This is a genomic window from Saccharothrix sp. ALI-22-I (genome assembly GCF_001984175.1).
Taxonomy (GTDB): Bacteria; Actinomycetota; Actinomycetes; order Mycobacteriales; family Pseudonocardiaceae; genus Actinosynnema.
Genome location: NZ_MTQP01000028.1, coordinates 1 through 15651, shown reverse-complemented (window position 1 = coordinate 15651; position 15651 = coordinate 1). Strand labels below are relative to the sequence as shown.

Below are 15651 nucleotides of genomic sequence, written 5' to 3'. Positions count from 1 at the left end.
CCCACCGCCAGGCGGGCACGTGCGACAACCAGGACCGAGCCGAGCGCCGTCTTGTGACACCCTCAGTTGTCGGCCAGCGCTCCGCGGAGCTCGTTGCGCGAGTTGATGCCGAGCTTGGTGAACACCTTGCGCAGGTGCCATTCGACCGTGCGCGGGCTGATGAACAACTCGGCGCCGATCTCGGGGTTCGTCCTGCCGTCCCCGGCGAGCCGGGCGATCTGGGCTTCCTGCGCGGTAAGCGCCTCACGTGCCTCGACCGCGCGTTGGCGCACCGACTCGCCGGCGGCCAGGAGTTCGCGACGGGCACGCTCGGCGAAGGCGTGCGCGCCAAAGCGGTGCAGCATCTCGTAGGCGGTCCGCAGTTGCTCACGCGCGTCGATGCGCCGGTTCTCGCGCCGGAGCCACTCGCCGTACACCAGGTGGGTGCGCGCGAGGTAGACGGCGATCCGGGTGCGACCCAGTCGCTCGATGGCCTCGCGGTAGAGCAGGTCGGCGGCGGGGCCGTCGCTGAGCAGCGCTCTCGACCGGGCGAGCAGACCGAGGGCCCACTCCGTGCCGCTGGCGGTGGCCCGTTCTTCGAGTCGCCGCAGTGCGTCCGCAGCCGCATCGGGGGCATCGCCGCGGACACCCGCCTCGACCAGCTCCACGAGGGAAAAACCGAAGACACCCAGATCCTCGTGCTCGCACGCCCGTTCCGCACTTGCCAGGGCGGCCTGGTACTGACCGAAGCCGTTGTGCAGCACCGCGGTCAGGAGGTCGCCCAAGCCGAGCGCCCGCCCCTCTCCCCATGTGGTCGCCCATCGGGCCTTGTCCTGGATCAACGTCGCCGCCTGGGTGTCCTCGCCGCGCCAGGCGACGAGCAGCAGCATGGCGTACCCGAGGGGCGAGTTGCCGGTCGCCGCGGTGATCGCGTCCGACTCCTTGATCAATGCCGAGGCCAAGTCGAACTCCCCGGCGTGCACGTGCACGGCGGCGCGGTAGGCGAGGGCCAGGGGCAGGAAGTTGAGCGCGCCGGTCTCGCGGGCCGTCCGGACCGCGTGCGTGGCCAGTTCGTGCCACGTCTCGTCGTCCCACAGGTCGCCGGCGGCCGGCCACACCAGCCAGAGCCAGCGCATGACGTCGTCCCCGTTGCGCCCGGCGTCCCGGCGGAACTCCCGCAGGGCGTGCTTCACCAGCGACGCGCCCCCGACATACCCGTCGGCGAACCACGTCGCCAGGCCATCGAGGAACGCGTCCACCAGCCGTGGTGGACGAGGTCCCTGGGGTGCGGCACGGGCGGCCTCGGCCACCTCCCGCACGCCACCGCGTCCGTCGAGGCGGCCGGCGAAGACCGCGGCTCCGACGGCTTCCAGGTACGCCTCACGCGCCTGTCCGTCGTCGAGGAGTTCCAGTCGGCCTGCCGCGTCGAGCAGCAACGGCAGGGCTTCACCGCCACGTCTGCGCGCGAAGACGATCTGGCCGCGGAGCCGGGCCAGCCGCCCGCGCCGGAGTTCGTCCAACGGGCCCATCTCCGCGGCGGCGACGAGTTCGAGCGCCGCATCGGGATCCCCGGCCTCGAAGGCGGCCTGCGCCGCGGACAGCGCCCTCGCTCCGCGCCTGGCCGGATCAGGCGTCAGCCCGGTCGCGCGCCGCAGGAACGCGGCGGCCGCCGCGATACCGCCCCTGGCCTGGGCCCGGGCGGCTGAGCGCTCCAGCTCGCCCGCCACGGCCTCGTCCGGTTCGACCGCCGCGTGCGCGCGGTGCCAGGCCCGGCGATCCGGGTCGGACTCGGGATCGGTCGCCTCGGCCAGCGCGCGGTGCACGTCCCGGCGTTCCGCGGGGTCCGCCGCGCGGTACGCCGCCGAGCGCACCAGCGGATGGCGGAATCGCACCCGCGCACCGAACTCGATCAACCCCGCCGCCTCGGCCGCCGCCGCGTCCATCCCGATGCCGAGCCGCTCGGCCGCTCGCCTGAGCAACGCCACGTCACCCACCGGCTCGGCGGCCGCCACCAGCAGCAGCCGTTGCGTCGTGCCCGGAAGCGATTCGATGCGCCGCAGGAAACTCCGCTCGATCTGGCTCGCCAACGGCCGCGCGTCGGGACGACCGAACCCACCGGCCAGCTCCGCCGCCGTCAAGTCCCGGGGCAACTCCAGCAGCGCCAGCGGGTTGCCGCCGGCTTCGGCCACTATCCGGTCCCTGACGCGCTCATCGACGCGTCCCAGAACCACCGAATCCAGGAGCGCACGCGCGTCCCCGTCGTCCAGACCGCGGACCACGAACTCCGACAGCCCGGCCAACGGGTCGTCGCCCGCACCGAGCGCCGGTCCGCGCACCGCGAACACCAACGCCACCCGCTCCGCCAGCAGCCGACGCGCGACGAAGGCCAGCGTCTGCGCGGACACCCGGTCAAGCCACTGGGCGTCGTCCACCACGCACACCAGCGGCTGCTCCGCGGCCACCTCGGACAGCAGGCTGAGCACCGCCAACCCGACCAGGAAACGGTCCGGCGGGCTCCCGGTGCCCAGACCGAACGCGACGGTCAACGCGTCACGCTGCGGGCCGGGAATGCGATCGACGTGCCCCATCATCGGCGCGCACAGCTGGTGGAGCCCGGCGAACGCCAGCTCCATCTCGGACTCGACGCCGGCAACCCGCGCGATCCGGCCGCCCGCCGCGTTCCCGACCAGGTACTCCAGCAACGCGGACTTGCCGATCCCCGCCTCGCCGCGCAGGACCAGCACCTGGCTCCGACCGGACCTGGCGGCCCCGAGCAACCGATCCAGGACCTCGCGCTCACGGCGCCTGCCACGCAGCGTCCACCGAGGGTCGCTGCTCGACATCACCACCACCACGCGGGCCTGAGAAGCCCGACTCCGGTCAGCGCGGGCCGCCTCATCATGGCACTCCCCCTGGCGTGGCCCGGACGGTCACTCGGGTGGTGTGCGCCACAGCCGCCACGACGAGGGTTCCGGAGCTGTTGGCGGCCACTGACCGGCCCGGTGCCGACACCTCGTTGACCTGCGGTCAAGCCCCGCCGAGACGGCCCCGGCGCGGCCTGCCGACGTGCGTCCGCACCCGGTACCCGGGGGCCGGGCACGTGTCCCTGGTCGCACCGGCCCAGGGACTTGCCCGGGTGTTCCAAGGGCGCGATCCGGACCCGAGCCGGACGACGGTGGACATGCCACCGCCCACGCCGCCTTGAGGCCACGACGCAGAGGACGCTCCATGCGCTTGACGGACATCGACACCGCGCCCACGTCAGACTCGTCGCGGATGAGCACGGAGGCGGCGGACTTCCAGAGCGTTCGTCCGCGTCTGTTCGGGATCGCCTACCAGCTGCTCGGCCGGGCGGCCGACGCAGAGGACGTCGTCCAGGACGTCTGGCTCCGCTGGCAGGGCGCGGACCGGACCGTGGTGCGCAACCGGATCGCGTTCCTCGTGACGGTCACCACGCGGGTCGCGCTCAACGTCGCCGGTTCGGCCCGCGCTCGCCGCGAGATCCCCGTCGACCGCTGGCTGCCGGGGCAGGTCCCGCTCTCCGAGGACCCGACACTGGCGACCGAACGGTCGGCGGACCTCGAGCGGGCCGTCCTGCTCCTGCTCCAGCGGTTGTCCCCGACCGAACGCGCCGTCTTCGTGCTCCGCGAGGCGTTCGACTACCCGTTCCGCGACATCGCCGAGAGGCTCGGGATCGGCGAGGCCAACGCGCGCCAGCTCGGACGACGGGCGCGCGCTCGCCTCGCCGGGCCGCGGGACGAGCCGGTTCACCGGGCGGCCCGCGACCGGTTGCTGACGGCCTTCCTCGACGCGGCGCAGGTCGGTGCCGTGGCGCACCTCGAACACCTGCTCGCCGATGACGTCCTCGGTCAGGGCCGAGGACGGGCCGGGTAGGCGTTCGTGCCGTCCCGTCACAAATCCCCAGAGCCGCACTGTCTTCCCGGACGACCCGACACGGAGGTAGCCGACATGGCCAAGCACATCCTCGAACCGGCGGCACAGGCGTTCGCGGACGCCGCCGCCCAACCACCCTTCCTGTACGAACTGGGGCCCGATCGCGCCCGCGAGGTGCTCGACGAGATCCAGGCCGGGCCGGTCGACAAGCCCCCGGTCCAGGAGAAGTGGATCACCGTCCCGGCGGAGGTCGGCGACGTGCGGGTGCGCATCGTCAAGCCGGTCGGCGCCGACGGTGAGTCGCTGCCGGTCATCCTGTACGTCCACGGCGGCGGCTGGATCCTCGGCGACGCCGGCACCCACGACCGGCTCGTGCGCGAGCTGGCCGTCGGTGTGGACGCCGCGGTCGTGTTCGTCGAGTACAACCGCTCGCCCGAGGCCCGCTACCCGGTCGCGATCGAGCAGGCGTACGCCACCGCGCGGTGGATCACCGAGCGCGGGACCGACGAGGGCCTCGACGCCTCCCGGCTGGCGGTGGCAGGCGACTCCGTCGGCGGCAACATGACCGCCGCGCTCACCCTGCTGGCCAAGCGGCGCGGCGACGTGCGGTTCACGCACCAGTCGCTGTACTACCCGGTCACCGACGCCGGCCAGGACACCGACAGCTACCGCGAGTTCGCCGACGGCCCACACCTGACCGCCAAGGCCATGGCGTGGTTCTGGGACGCCTACCTGCCCGAGACGGACAAGCGCGAGGAGATCACCGCTTCGCCGCTGCGGGCGACCGTGGACGAACTCGCCGGGCTGCCCGACGCCTTCCTGATCGTGGCCGAGAACGACGTCCTGCGTGACGAGGGCGAGGCCTATGGCCGCAAGCTCACCGAGGCCGGCGTGCGCACCACCAGCGCCCGCTACAACGGCACCCTGCACGACTTCATGATGCTCAACCCCGTACGCAGGACCGCCGCCTCCACCGCCGCGATCTCGCAGGCGATCCACGTCCTCCGTATCGCACTCGGCTGACCCTACGAGAGAAGAGACAACATGAAGAAGCACAACCCGACCGTCGTCCTCATACACGGCGCCTTCGCCGAATCCGCGAGCTGGTCCGGCGTCATCGAGCGACTACACGACCGGTCCCTCGACGTCGTCGCGGTCGCCAACCCGCTGCGCAGCCTGCCGGGCGACGCCGCCTACCTCCGCGATGTGCTCGCCGGCATCAGAGGTCCCGTGGTGCTCGTCGGCCACTCCTACGGCGGCATGGTGATCACCGAGGCCGCCGGCGGCGGCGACAACGTGGCCGCCCTCGTCTACGTCTGCGCGTTCGCACCCGAACAGGGCGAGTCCGCGCTCGAACTGTCGGGCAAGTTCCCTGGGAGCACCCTCGGCCAGGCACTCAGCGCGTACCCGGTCACCAGCGGCGGCGACGAGTTCGCCATCCGCCCGGACGCCTTCCACCACCAGTTCGCCGCCGACGTGACCCGCGCCCAGGCCGCCATGATGAGCGCGACCCAACGCCCGGTCACGGAAATCGCCCTCACCGCGGGACTTCCGACGGACACCCCGGCGTGGCGGACGATCCCGTCCTGGTTCGTCTACAGCGACGAGGACCTCAACATTCCGGTCACCCTGCACCGCTTCATGGCCGACCGCGCCGGTGCGAAAGGAACCCTCGAAGTATCCGGTGCGTCCCACGCCCTCAGCGTCTCCCGGCCCGACGCGGTGACCGCGTCGATCCTCGACGCCGTGCACGCGGTCGCGTCGTAACCCAGGTGTGGGTCCCCGCCCAACGCGGCGGGGACCCACACGTACGAGCTGCTGAACGAAGCCGCCACGCATGATGTCGGTCGCCAAACCGGGCAGGCCGCCACAAAACAAGACCAGATGTCCTCTTAGCGCACCTGATCGGTGGGCCGCAGCAGGATCTCGTTCACGGCTACGTGATCGGGCTGGCCAACCGCGTACAGCACGGCGGCGGCGACGTCCTCGGCGCGCAGCGTGCGCATCGAACCGGCCATCTTCTTGGCCATGTCACGGATGTTGTCGTCGCCGATGTGGTCGACGAGCTCGGTGTCGACCATGCCGGGCTCGATCGTCACCACGCGCATGCCCCGCTCGGTGACCTCCTGCCGGAGCGACTCGGTGAAGGCGTTCACGCCGAACTTGGTGGCCGCGTAGACGCCGCCCATGGCGGACGCGATACGGCCGGAGGTGGACGAGATCTGTACCAGGGTTCCCTTGCGTGACAGCAGGTGCGGCAGTGCGGCGTGCGTGACGTAGAGCGTCCCGAGCAGGTTGGTCCGCACCATCCGGTCCCACTCCGCGGTGTCGGCGCCGACGATCGGGCCGCTCAACATCACGCCTGCGTTGTTCACGACGATGTCCAGCCCGCCGAAGTGGTCGACTGCGGTGGCGACGGCCTCGCGCACCGACTGCTGGTCGGCGACGTCCAGCTCCAGTGGGAGTACCTCGCCGTCGGCCGCCGCGGCCAACTCCTTGAGCCGATCGACCCGGCGCGCGCCGGCGACGACCTTGACACCGGTCGCCGCCATGGCGCCCGCGATGGCGGCGCCGATGCCCGACGAAGCGCCGGTGACCAGGGCGATCTTTCCGTTCACAAAGCCCCTTAACTAACCGGACCAGATGGTCACATTCACTCTAGCATGAAACGGACCGAGCGGTCAGGTTGCGCTAGGATGAGGAGGTGAGAGCCGACGCGTTGCGCACCCGCAAGCGGCTGCTGGACGCCGCCGCCGAGATGTTTGCCGAGCACGGCGCGGAGGTCTCCGTGGCGGAGATCGCGGAGCGAGCCGGCATCGGCAAGGGCACCGTGTTCCGGCATTTCGCGACCAAGGAGGACTTGATCGCGGCGATCGTCGGTGGCCTGCTCGACGACCTGATCGCGGCGGCTGTCGCCCGGTGTGGCGCGACCGATCCCACAGCGGCGCTGCGGGAGTTCATGACCTACGGCGTCGACCGGCTGGCGGACAACCAAGCGCTGTGTGACGTCGCGAGCGGCTCGGTGCGGCATCCGGACGTGCAGGCCGGCGTCGCACGGCTGGGAGAGGCCGCTCAGGCACTGGTCGACAGGGCGTGCGTACGTGCCGACGTCACCGGACGAGACGTGGTGCTGCTGATGACCGGTGTGTATCAGGCGGCCGCGCCGCTGCGGGATGTCGAGCCCGAGCTGTGGCGGCGCTACCTGGGACTTCTGTTCGTTGGCCTGCTTGATCCGACGAACCCGTGCGCCGAATAGTCGAACACGAGTTCGCGAGGTGCGCGCATGGGTCGGAACAAACCGCCGACCGGTGACGCGACCTCGAACGTGCCCTCTCCGGCCGGGCGTGATCCCGGATAGCGGCGACGCACCGGGCTGCCGTCGCAACGGATCGTGAGGAACCGGCAACGTCGGCTCACCGATGTGGACGAAATCCTCATGGCGGCTGGTCCCGGCCGGCCTCGGTCATGGCGCCAGGGCGGTGAGCCGGGCAAGGCATTTCGTGCCGTCCTGTCACGAACCCGAGAGCTGCGTTGTCTTCCCGAGTGGCACGACAGAGAGGCAGTCGCGTGAGAAAGCACGTCCTCGAACCGGCGGCGTGGGAGTTCGCCGCGGCCGCCGCCGGCCACGACAAGGTGGCCGGCCTTGTCCCAGTGGTTTCCACTGGTGCCCCGGTGTCGTCCTCCGGCCGGGGTGTGGGCAGGCATGGCGAAGAGGGGAAGAACCTTGTCCTTTGAAGTGGAACCGGCCGAGCTGCGCGCGCACGCGAGCCACCTGGACGGGCTGACCGACCGGCTCACCGCCGCGGTCGACGCCGCGAACACCGTCCTGTTCGGCGACTCCGCCTACGGGGTCGTCTGCTCGTTCCTGCCGCCGCTGCTCAACACGACCTTGCGCGAGGCCGCCGAGACCCTGCGCGCCTCGGTGGAGGGCATGGCGGCGACGGCGGACGACCTGCGTGCGACGGCACTGACCTATGACGAGCAGGACGAGGCGAACGCCGTGCCGTTCCGGACCGGGATGGTGTCCTCGTGACCGGGATGCCGGGACTGGGCGGCCTCATGCGCGACCCCGACGAGGCCGCCGCGCGGATGCGGGAGTGGGCGCAGGGCATCGCCCGCAAGGCCGAACGCTACGAGGCGTTCGGGCAACGCACCAAGGAGATCCGGCTCAGTGCCGAGGGTGCGGGCGGCGCGGTGCGGGTCACGATCGGCGCGGACGGCGCCGTGACCGACCTGGTGCTGACCGAACGGGTCCGCGCGATCGCGCCGGACGAGCTGGCCGCGCAGATCCTGGCGGCGATGCGACGGGCGCAGGCCGGGCTGGCCGACCGGGTGGCGGCGGTGGCCGCCGAGGAGGTCTGCGCCGAGGACCCACACACCGCGGCGCTGCTGGTGGACACCCTGCGCGCCCGCTTCCCCGACCCCGAGCAGGTCGACGACGAGACCGACGAGGCCGACGGTCGCCGTGCGGCCCCCGCAGGTGAGGACGACGAGGAGAACGCTCCGTGGTGAACCCCCTGGTGGCCCGGGAGGAGGGCTCGACCACCGCAGTCTCCGGGATCGCCCTGCTGGAGGGTGCGCAGGCGCTGCGCGAGAGCATCGAGAGCGGCGACTGGGCGTCGGTGGTGCTCGGCGCGGGCGGCGCGGGCTTGGACGCCCTGGGTGTCGTCCTGGACCCGTTCGGCTCGATCCTCACTGCCGGCGTGGCCTGGCTGCTGGAGCACGTGGGTCCGCTCAAAGACGCCCTCGACGCGCTGGCGGGCGACCCCGACGCGGTCCGCGCGCACGCCCAGACCTGGCGTGACATCGCCGTCGAACTCGGCGAGGTCTCGGCCGAACTCGGCGCGCGCGTCGAAGCCGACCTGGTGAGCTGGGGCGGTGAGGCAGCCGACACCTACCGGCGGCACGCCCGGGGCGTGGCCGAGCTGATCGGCGCGACCGAGGAGGCCGGGGCGGGCATCGCCGCCGGTATCGAGACCTCGGGCGAGGTCGTCGCCGCAGTCCGGTCCCTGGTGCGCGACACCATCGCCGAGGTCGTCAGCCGCCTGGTCAGCTGGGCCCTGCAAGTCCTGTCCACCCTGGGGCTCGGGCTGCTCTGGGTCGTGCCGCAGGTGGCCAACCAGGTCCGCAAGACAGCGAACCGCATCGCCGATCTGGTCTTCCGGCTGGCCCAGGCGCTCAAAGCGCTGGGCGAGCTGCTGCGCGGGGCGGGTGCGATCTTCACCGAGACCACCGCCCGGCTGCGCCGAATCGAGTCGACGCCGGCAGCGAGGACCGTCGAGCAGGCCACGCTGACCTCGTCGGCGCGGCGCGTCGACCCGGTTCCCGGTGCGGACGGCGTCACCTCAACCTCCCGGGCCGCCCCGACGGGCGACCGGGTCGCCCCACCCCCGGAGCTGCCCGGGACGGCCCGGGAGGGTGCGGTGCGCCAGACCAGCGTGCCGGCCTGGTGGTACAAGCAGAACAATCAGCCCGTCCCCAGACCACCGGCCGACTACCAGGGGACGCTGCCGACCGACACACCCGCGCACCTGCGGCCGACCGTGTCCGACCCGGTGGACATCGCCACCGGTGAGGTGGTGCTCGTCCAGACCGACGTGGACCTGCCCGGCCTGCTGCCCTTGGTGCTGAGGCGCACGCACCTGTCGAGCCACCGCGTGGGCCGCGGCTTCGGCCGCTCCTGGGCCTCCGCGCTGGACCAGCGGCTGTGGCTGGGCGGCGACCGCGCCGTGCTCGTCACCGATGACGGCATGCATCTGTCCTACCCGCTGCCCTTGGACGACACGCCGGTGCTGCCGCGCAGCGGGCCACGCCGGCCACTGGCCCGGACCGCAGCGGGCACGTGGACGGTCACCGACCCGTTGCGCCGCCAGATGTTCACGTTCGCGCCGGTCGAGGGCGATCCGCGCACGCTGCCGCTGGTCTCGGTCACCGGGGACGGGGGCGGGTGGCTGACCGTCGACCGGACGTCGGACGGCACGCCCGCGGCCGTGCGCCACCACGGCGGCTACGCGCTGCGGGTCGAGACCGAGGAGGGCCGGGTCACCGGCCTGTGGGCGCTGGGGCACGGCGACAACCCCGAAGTGCGGATCGTGACGTACCGCTACGACGCCGCGGGCGACCTGGTCGAGGTGGTCAACTCATCCGGTGTCCCGATGCGGTTCTCCTACGACGACGTCGGCCGGATCACGCGGTGGGTCGCACGCACCGGCATGTGGTACGAGTACGTCTACGACGACTCCGGGCGCTGCGTGCGGACCATCGGCGCGGGCGGCTACCTGAGCGGGACCTTCCAGTACGACACGGAGAACCGGGTCTCCCGCTACACGGATTCGCTGGGCCACACCCGCACCTACCACTTGGACGCCGCCCACCGGCTGGTCGCCGAGGTGGACCCGTTGGGCAACACGACCCGCTACGAGCGCGACGCGCTGGGCAACCCGGTAGCCACCACCGACCCGTTGGGCAACACCACGCGCCGCGAATACGGCGGCCACGGCGAACTCGTCGCGGTGGTGCTCCCCGACGGCGCGCGCACCACGTTCACCTACGACGGCCGCTGGCGGCCGCTGGCCACGACCCACCCCGACGGGACGGCGTCGCGCAACGAGTACGACGCGGACGGGCGACTGGTCGCCACCGTGGACCAGGCGGGCGAGCGCACCGCCTACGCCTACGACGAGGAGGGCGGGCTCGCCTCGGTCACCGACCCGCTGGGCGGGGTGACCGCCGTGCGGACCAACGCCGCCGGGCTGCCGACCTGGGTTCGGGACCCGGCGGGCGCGGTCACCCGCTACGCCTACGACCGGTTCGGCCGCACCGATTCGGTCGTCGACGCGGCGGGCGGCACGACCCGCTACACGTGGACGGTGGAGGGGCTGCCGCTCTCGGTGACCGCGCCGGACCGCACGACCCGGAGCTGGCGGCACAGCGCGGACGGGGTCGTGCAGGAGGCGGTGGACGTCGCAGGTCGCTCGACGGTGCTCGCCCACGGGCACTTCGACCTGCTCACCGGCGAGGTGTCCCCCGACGGCAGCCGGCTGGCCTACCGCCACGACACCGAGCTGCGGCTGATCTCGGTCACCAACCAGCTCGGCCTGGTGTGGCGCTACGAACACGACGCGGCGGGGCGGCTGGTGCGGGAGGTCGACTTCGACGGCCGCGAGCAGCGCTACCGCTACGACGCCGCCGGGCGGCTCGTCGAGCGGGTCAACGCCGAGGGCCAGGTCGTGCGGATCGAGTGGGACGTCCGGGGCCGGATGACGCGGCGCGTGACGCCTGACGGTGTGGTGGAGTTCGCCTACGACGCGGTGGGCCGCCTGGTGCGGGCGCGCAACACCGACGCCGACGTGGTGCTCGAATACGACGTGTGCGGGCGAGTGGTGGCCGAGGCGGTCAACGGCCACCGCGTGGTCTCCCGTTACGACGCCCTGGGCCGCCGCACCCACCGCAGGACGCCCACGGGCGCCGAGAGCACGTGGGTCTACGACGGGTCCGACCTGCCCGCCGAGCTGCGCGCCGCGGGCGAGACCACCCGGTTCACCCACGACCCGGTGGGGCGGGAGGTGGAACGCCGCATCGGCACGGGGGTGCTGCTGGCCCAGCAGTGGCACACCGGCGGGCGGCTGGTCGCGCAGACCGTCGTCGGCGGCGGGGAGGTGGTGCAGCGCAGGACCTTCACCCACCACCCCGACGACTCCCCTGCCGAGGTGCACGACCTGCTGTCCGGCACGCGCCACTACGGCGTGGACGCGTTGGGCCGGGTCACCGCGGTGGACTGGCGGTCCGCCGGCGTGTCCGAGCGCTACGGCTACGACCCGGCGGGCACCGTGGTCGCCGCCCGGCCGGGCTTGGCGGCGCACGACGCCACCACGGGGCCACGCCTGGTCGTGGGCACCCTGGTGCGGCAAGCTGGCGGATTGCGCTACGAGCACGACCGCGAGGGACGGGTGGTACTGCGCGAGCGGCGTTCGGCGGGGCGCGTGGACACCTGGCGCTACCGCTGGGACGCCGAGAACAGGCTCGCGGCCGTGTCCACACCGGACGGTCAGCGGTGGCGCTACGCCTACGACCCGTTCGGGCGTCGGATCGGCAAGCACCGCACGGGTCCCGCCGGCGCGGTCGCGGAGTCGGTGCGGTTCGCCTGGGACGGCGACACAGTGGTGGAACAGGTGCGCGACGAGACCGCGGCGACGGTGTGGGACTGGGCGCCGGGCACCTACCGCGTGGTCGCCCAGACCGAACGCGCACGACGGCCGGGGGCGGACTGGGTGGACCGGGAGTTCTGCACGGTCGTCACCGACCGGATCGGCACCCCGACCGAGCTGGTGACCCCGAGCGGGGAACTGGTCTGGCACGCCCGGTGGACGCTGTGGGGCCTGCCCGTCGACACGCACCAGGACGCGACACCGTTGCGCTTCCCCGGCCAGTACCACGACCGGGAGACCGGCCTGCACTTCAACCTGCACCGCTACTACGACCCGGCGATCGGCCAGTATCTCAGCCACGACCCGCTCGGCCTGGCCCCCGGCCCGCACCCCCGCCACTACGTGTCGAACCCGTTGGTGTGGGCCGACCCGCTGGGCCTGGACCCGATCACCCACGGCCGCCCGGACAAGCAGGTGGTGCTCAGCGGCCACGGCGGGATCACGCCGGGCAGCACGGAGAAGGTCACCGTCCCGGAGGGCACGTTGCTGCACTTCTACTCGCAGCGCCGCCAAGAGATCACCGACCGACTGGGCAACGCCGTGGAGCTGGGCTACGCCACGCCCGCGTACACCTACGGGCCGGGCTCGGTGGTACCGAATTACCAACTGTCCCCACCCCACGGGCTGAAGATCCTCGGTGCGCCGAAAACCGTCTCCGAGGCCAAGCACCTGTCGGAGCTGTTACGGCCGGGAATGGGCGAGGTGCACTGGGCGGCTTGCCGGATGGGGGGATGACGTGTCTCCCCGCCGGAGCGTGATGCGGGACTCGGATGTCACTTCCGTTGTGTCAGTAGTGCCGAGTACGTCAGGCATGGCCGGTGGCCGCGACGAGCCCCGCGAGGTTGTCCTCGTGGGTCAGGTAGCGGCCGGTGAGCGCGTTGGCCTCGCCCCGGATCAGCCGTCCGGTGTCGCGGTTGCGGACGCCCCGAGACCGACGTCCACGATCCCCCAGGTGGTAGCTGAATGCGGTGATCCCGTGCGGCAGCAATTCGATGGCCATGTTCCCGGTCAGCTTGTTCACCGCTGCCTTGGACACCGAGTACGCATTGACGTACGGCCAGCGGGCGCGCCCCGAGTGGCTGGAGATCGTAACGACCCGCCCCGGCAGCGTTCGATCATGCCGGGCAGCACGCCCGGCAGGCTGCCAGCGACCAAGTCCACCGCCTGGCCCTCGGCGCTGGCTTCTCACAGGCCACCGGCTACCGCTACCTGCACGAGGGCATCGATGTCCCCGCCGGGCGGTCGCCCGAGCTGCACGAGGTGCTCGAACGCTGCCGTGATCGAGCCGGTCGGTTCACCACCTCGTTCGACACCGTCCTCGCCGACGCCGGCATCCAGGTCGTGAAGACCCCGCCACGCTGCCCGAAAGCGAACTGCCACGCCGAACGGTTCGTCGACACCGTCAGACGCGAGGTCACCGACCGACCGCCGCCGACGACCTGACGGACACACCCTCACCCCATCGACGACGCGCTCGGGAGGACCATCCGGGCGACAGGTCAACGCAGGACACAGAACTCGTTGCCCTCCGGGTCGGCCATCCGCACCCAACCCTCGAACTCCCGCACCGCCACCGCGCCGAGACCCACCAGACGGGCGACCTCGGCGGCCGGGTCATCGGCGCCCAAGTCCAAGTGGACACGGTTCTTCGCCACCTTGCCCTCGGGCACCAGCACGAAGAAGTAACGCGGCAGGCCGGGACCGGCCTCCACCAGCACCGTGGGATCGTCCTCAGGATCATCGACCCCCTTCTCCCTCAGACGCCGCAACTCCGCCTCGTCGTACAGCGCCACGCGGTAACCGTCCAGGACCGCAGCCCAGAAACGGATCAGCGACGCCGGATGCCAACTGTCGAAGACAATGTCGCGAACACGGACCACCTCCTGCACCCCAACGCAAACGCTTGTCCGACAACGGCTTCCCGCCGCAACCCCGCTACAAAGACCTCGAACAGCCGACGAACCGCCTGCGGCGGGTACACCTCGACGGCCTACCTGATCAGCGCGTGCAGGCCGCCCCGGCGACGCTCCACCGCGAGCGTCAACCCTGAAGCCGGCCCGTCCGCCGCCCGACGAATCATCGACACCAGCAGAACGTCCAAGTGCTTCCCAGAACACCTGCGAGATCCGGCCGAGGACGAAGAGTCCCACCGAGCGGTCCGCACGCCCACCGACCGCCGAACCGATCCGACGAAGCTGCGCCACTGAAACCGACATGATCACTGTTCAAGATGGACAGATCCGAGTCGGACACATAATTTGCCCCGCGAGATAATTCCAGGTCAACTGGAAGGCTCGCGGGGCTTCGTGTTTCCCGGCGCTTCCAGCCTACCTGGTGGTCGCTGCTCGTGGGGTGTCTGCTGGCGTAAGGGCAGGAGCAGTGGGCGGCGTCCGGCTCGTCGTCCCAGGAACTCTCGACCGCAGTCACGGCCGTGTTCGCCCGACGGTGGGTACTCGGCTCGCCCGGCCCGGGATGCGTCCCGCGAACGGGTGGCACGGAGGGCGACGTGGAACCCGGTCTGCCGGTGCCGACGCTGAGGCGCTGCGGGGCGGATCGGTCGCCGGAAAGGCCGGCGCGTGGGACGAGTTCTGTGAGCCGGTGCATCGAGCTGGTCCGCGGGCGCGTCGGGCTGATCCGCCTCCGAGGCCGTCGCGCAGCTCAAGGTCAGCAGGAGTTGTTCGCCTGCCTTTCCACGACCTCCGGTCCCGGGCCTGCCATGGACAGGCTGCGGTGCCAGGCGTCTGCGTGGTGTGCGCGCTCGCCCGGTGGTGCCGCAGTCGAGGAGCGTGACGCCGATGGCATCACAACGGAAGGCGAGACCGAGTTCGTCGATCAGTCGCGCGGTCTGTGCGGGGTCGGGGTTGTCAGCGATGCCCGCGGCGGTCAAGTGTGTGGCGATGTGGGCCAGCAGGTGATCCTCACGCAGGTAGAGGTTGCGCGGCGCGCCTTCCGGTCGGGTACGGGCGGTGGTGTGGCCATGGCGGCAACGGTAGGCGGCACGGCTGTGAGAGCGGTGCGAGTCCATCCTCCGCCCGCACAACCCACACTGGAGCCTGCCCGCCAACCGGTAGACGTTCCCGTCGGCGTCGGAATGGCGGGCGCTCTGTCTGGTGGCCTGGATGGTCTGGGCGGTGACGAAGTCCTGCTCGGACACCAGCGGCGTGTGGGCGATGCGGGTCGAGATCGCCCAAGCGCGCTGTTCGTTGCGGACGCTGGTCCGGCGCCCGCTCGGTGAGCGGGTGGTGCGGTCGGCGCTCGTGCGGTTCCACACCTGGCGGCCGGTGTAGCGGGATTGCCCAGGATCTCCACCACCGTGCGCAGCGACCAACCCGGATCGCCCCGACGCCGGTCGCGTTCCGCGTCGGCGCTCGACGGGCTGGGCACGGTCTGCTCGTTGAGGTGGCGGGCGATGCCCGCGGCACTGTGTCCGGCCAGGCGTAAGGAGAAGATCAGCTTCACCACGGGTGCGGTGGACGGGTTCGGCACGAGCCGCTGCTGCCGCACACCGCGCCGCGCCAACGCCCGATTCGGGTGCGGGCCGGCGTCGACCAGCCGGTAACCGTAGGGCGGT

General features: G+C 71.8%; 15 protein-coding genes and 2 pseudogenes. 11 read left to right on the top strand and 6 right to left on the bottom strand.

All coding sequences use genetic code 11. From position 1 onward, the window contains the following. Window positions 1-62 precede the first annotated feature (62 nt). Window positions 63-2822 carry a helix-turn-helix transcriptional regulator gene (locus ALI22I_RS02010; protein ID WP_083751351.1) on the bottom strand — a complete coding sequence of 920 codons (2760 nt, stop codon included), beginning with the start codon at window positions 2820-2822 and terminating at the stop codon, window positions 63-65. Between the two features lie 385 nt (window positions 2823-3207). Between ALI22I_RS02010 and ALI22I_RS02005 the strand changes: the two genes are divergently transcribed. From ALI22I_RS02005 to ALI22I_RS01995, 3 genes are all read left to right on the top strand, one after another. Next, window positions 3208-3873: a sigma-70 family RNA polymerase sigma factor gene (locus tag ALI22I_RS02005; RefSeq protein ID WP_077003863.1), complete on the top strand. Its 666-nt coding sequence runs from the start codon at window positions 3208-3210 to the stop codon at window positions 3871-3873. 75 nt (window positions 3874-3948) lie between these two features. Next, window positions 3949-4896: an alpha/beta hydrolase gene (locus ALI22I_RS02000; RefSeq protein ID WP_077003862.1), complete on the top strand. Its 948-nt coding sequence runs from the start codon at window positions 3949-3951 to the stop codon at window positions 4894-4896. A 21-nt stretch (window positions 4897-4917) separates the two neighbouring features. Continuing rightward, window positions 4918-5640 (top strand): alpha/beta fold hydrolase, encoded by a 723-nt coding sequence (locus tag ALI22I_RS01995; RefSeq protein ID WP_077003861.1) that lies wholly within the window; start codon window positions 4918-4920, stop codon window positions 5638-5640. 125 nt (window positions 5641-5765) lie between these two features. Here the strand turns inward: ALI22I_RS01995 and ALI22I_RS01990 are convergent, their stop codons facing one another. Continuing rightward, window positions 5766-6491 (bottom strand): SDR family NAD(P)-dependent oxidoreductase, encoded by a 726-nt coding sequence (locus ALI22I_RS01990; RefSeq protein ID WP_077003860.1) that lies wholly within the window; start codon window positions 6489-6491, stop codon window positions 5766-5768. An 86-nt stretch (window positions 6492-6577) separates the two neighbouring features. On the opposite strand from ALI22I_RS01990, the gene ALI22I_RS01985 reads away from it, so the two are divergent. From ALI22I_RS01985 to ALI22I_RS01970, 4 genes are all read left to right on the top strand, one after another. Beyond that, on the top strand, window positions 6578-7129 hold the full coding sequence (locus ALI22I_RS01985) for a TetR/AcrR family transcriptional regulator (RefSeq protein WP_077003859.1): 552 nt from the start codon (window positions 6578-6580) through the stop codon (window positions 7127-7129). A 468-nt stretch (window positions 7130-7597) separates the two neighbouring features. Continuing rightward, on the top strand, window positions 7598-7906 hold the full coding sequence (locus ALI22I_RS01980) for a type VII secretion target (protein ID WP_077003858.1): 309 nt from the start codon (window positions 7598-7600) through the stop codon (window positions 7904-7906). A 5-nt stretch (window positions 7907-7911) separates the two neighbouring features. Continuing rightward, window positions 7912-8385, top strand: a complete 474-nt coding sequence (locus ALI22I_RS01975) for a YbaB/EbfC family nucleoid-associated protein (protein WP_238598018.1) — start codon at window positions 7912-7914, stop codon at window positions 8383-8385. Continuing rightward, a complete protein-coding gene (locus tag ALI22I_RS01970) occupies window positions 8379-12815 on the top strand; it encodes a putative adhesin (RefSeq protein WP_077003856.1) in 4437 nt (1478 codons plus the stop codon). The genes ALI22I_RS01975 and ALI22I_RS01970 overlap by 7 nt, the downstream gene beginning before the upstream one ends. A 70-nt stretch (window positions 12816-12885) precedes the next feature. Here the strand turns inward: ALI22I_RS01970 and ALI22I_RS01965 are convergent, their stop codons facing one another. Further along, window positions 12886-13269, bottom strand: a complete 384-nt coding sequence (locus ALI22I_RS01965; RefSeq protein ID WP_077003855.1) for an SDR family NAD(P)-dependent oxidoreductase — start codon at window positions 13267-13269, stop codon at window positions 12886-12888. Here ALI22I_RS01965 and ALI22I_RS55275 point away from each other — a divergent pair. Both ALI22I_RS55275 and ALI22I_RS55270 read left to right on the top strand, forming a co-directional pair. Then, a pseudogene (locus ALI22I_RS55275) lies at window positions 13266-13349 on the top strand (IS5/IS1182 family transposase); the annotation flags it as partial. The gene ALI22I_RS01965 and the pseudogene ALI22I_RS55275 sit on opposite strands and share 4 nt — an antisense overlap. Then, a complete protein-coding gene (locus ALI22I_RS55270) occupies window positions 13341-13523 on the top strand; it encodes a hypothetical protein (RefSeq protein ID WP_179118060.1) in 183 nt (60 codons plus the stop codon). The pseudogene ALI22I_RS55275 and the gene ALI22I_RS55270, both read left to right, overlap by 9 nt. Before the next feature lie 56 nt (window positions 13524-13579). On the opposite strand, the gene ALI22I_RS52785 is transcribed toward ALI22I_RS55270, so the two are convergent. After that, entirely contained in the window at window positions 13580-13960 is a 381-nt protein-coding gene (locus tag ALI22I_RS52785) for a VOC family protein (RefSeq protein WP_077003877.1), read from the bottom strand. Between the two features lie 401 nt (window positions 13961-14361). Continuing rightward, window positions 14362-15234: a zinc ribbon domain-containing protein gene (locus ALI22I_RS55265; protein WP_077003854.1), complete on the bottom strand. Its 873-nt coding sequence runs from the start codon at window positions 15232-15234 to the stop codon at window positions 14362-14364. Between ALI22I_RS55265 and ALI22I_RS50280 the strand changes: the two genes are divergently transcribed. Next, entirely contained in the window at window positions 15212-15367 is a 156-nt protein-coding gene (locus ALI22I_RS50280; protein WP_179118059.1) for a hypothetical protein, read from the top strand. The genes ALI22I_RS55265 and ALI22I_RS50280 overlap by 23 nt on opposite strands. 58 nt (window positions 15368-15425) lie before the next feature. On the opposite strand, the pseudogene ALI22I_RS55260 reads toward ALI22I_RS50280, so the two are convergent. After that, window positions 15426-15539: pseudogene (locus ALI22I_RS55260) on the bottom strand (recombinase family protein); the annotation flags it as partial. On the opposite strand from ALI22I_RS55260, the gene ALI22I_RS50275 reads away from it, so the two are divergent. Beyond that, window positions 15490-15639, top strand: a complete 150-nt coding sequence (locus tag ALI22I_RS50275) for a hypothetical protein (RefSeq protein WP_179118058.1) — start codon at window positions 15490-15492, stop codon at window positions 15637-15639. The pseudogene ALI22I_RS55260 and the gene ALI22I_RS50275 sit on opposite strands and share 50 nt — an antisense overlap. The last annotated feature ends 12 nt before the right edge of the window (window positions 15640-15651 follow it).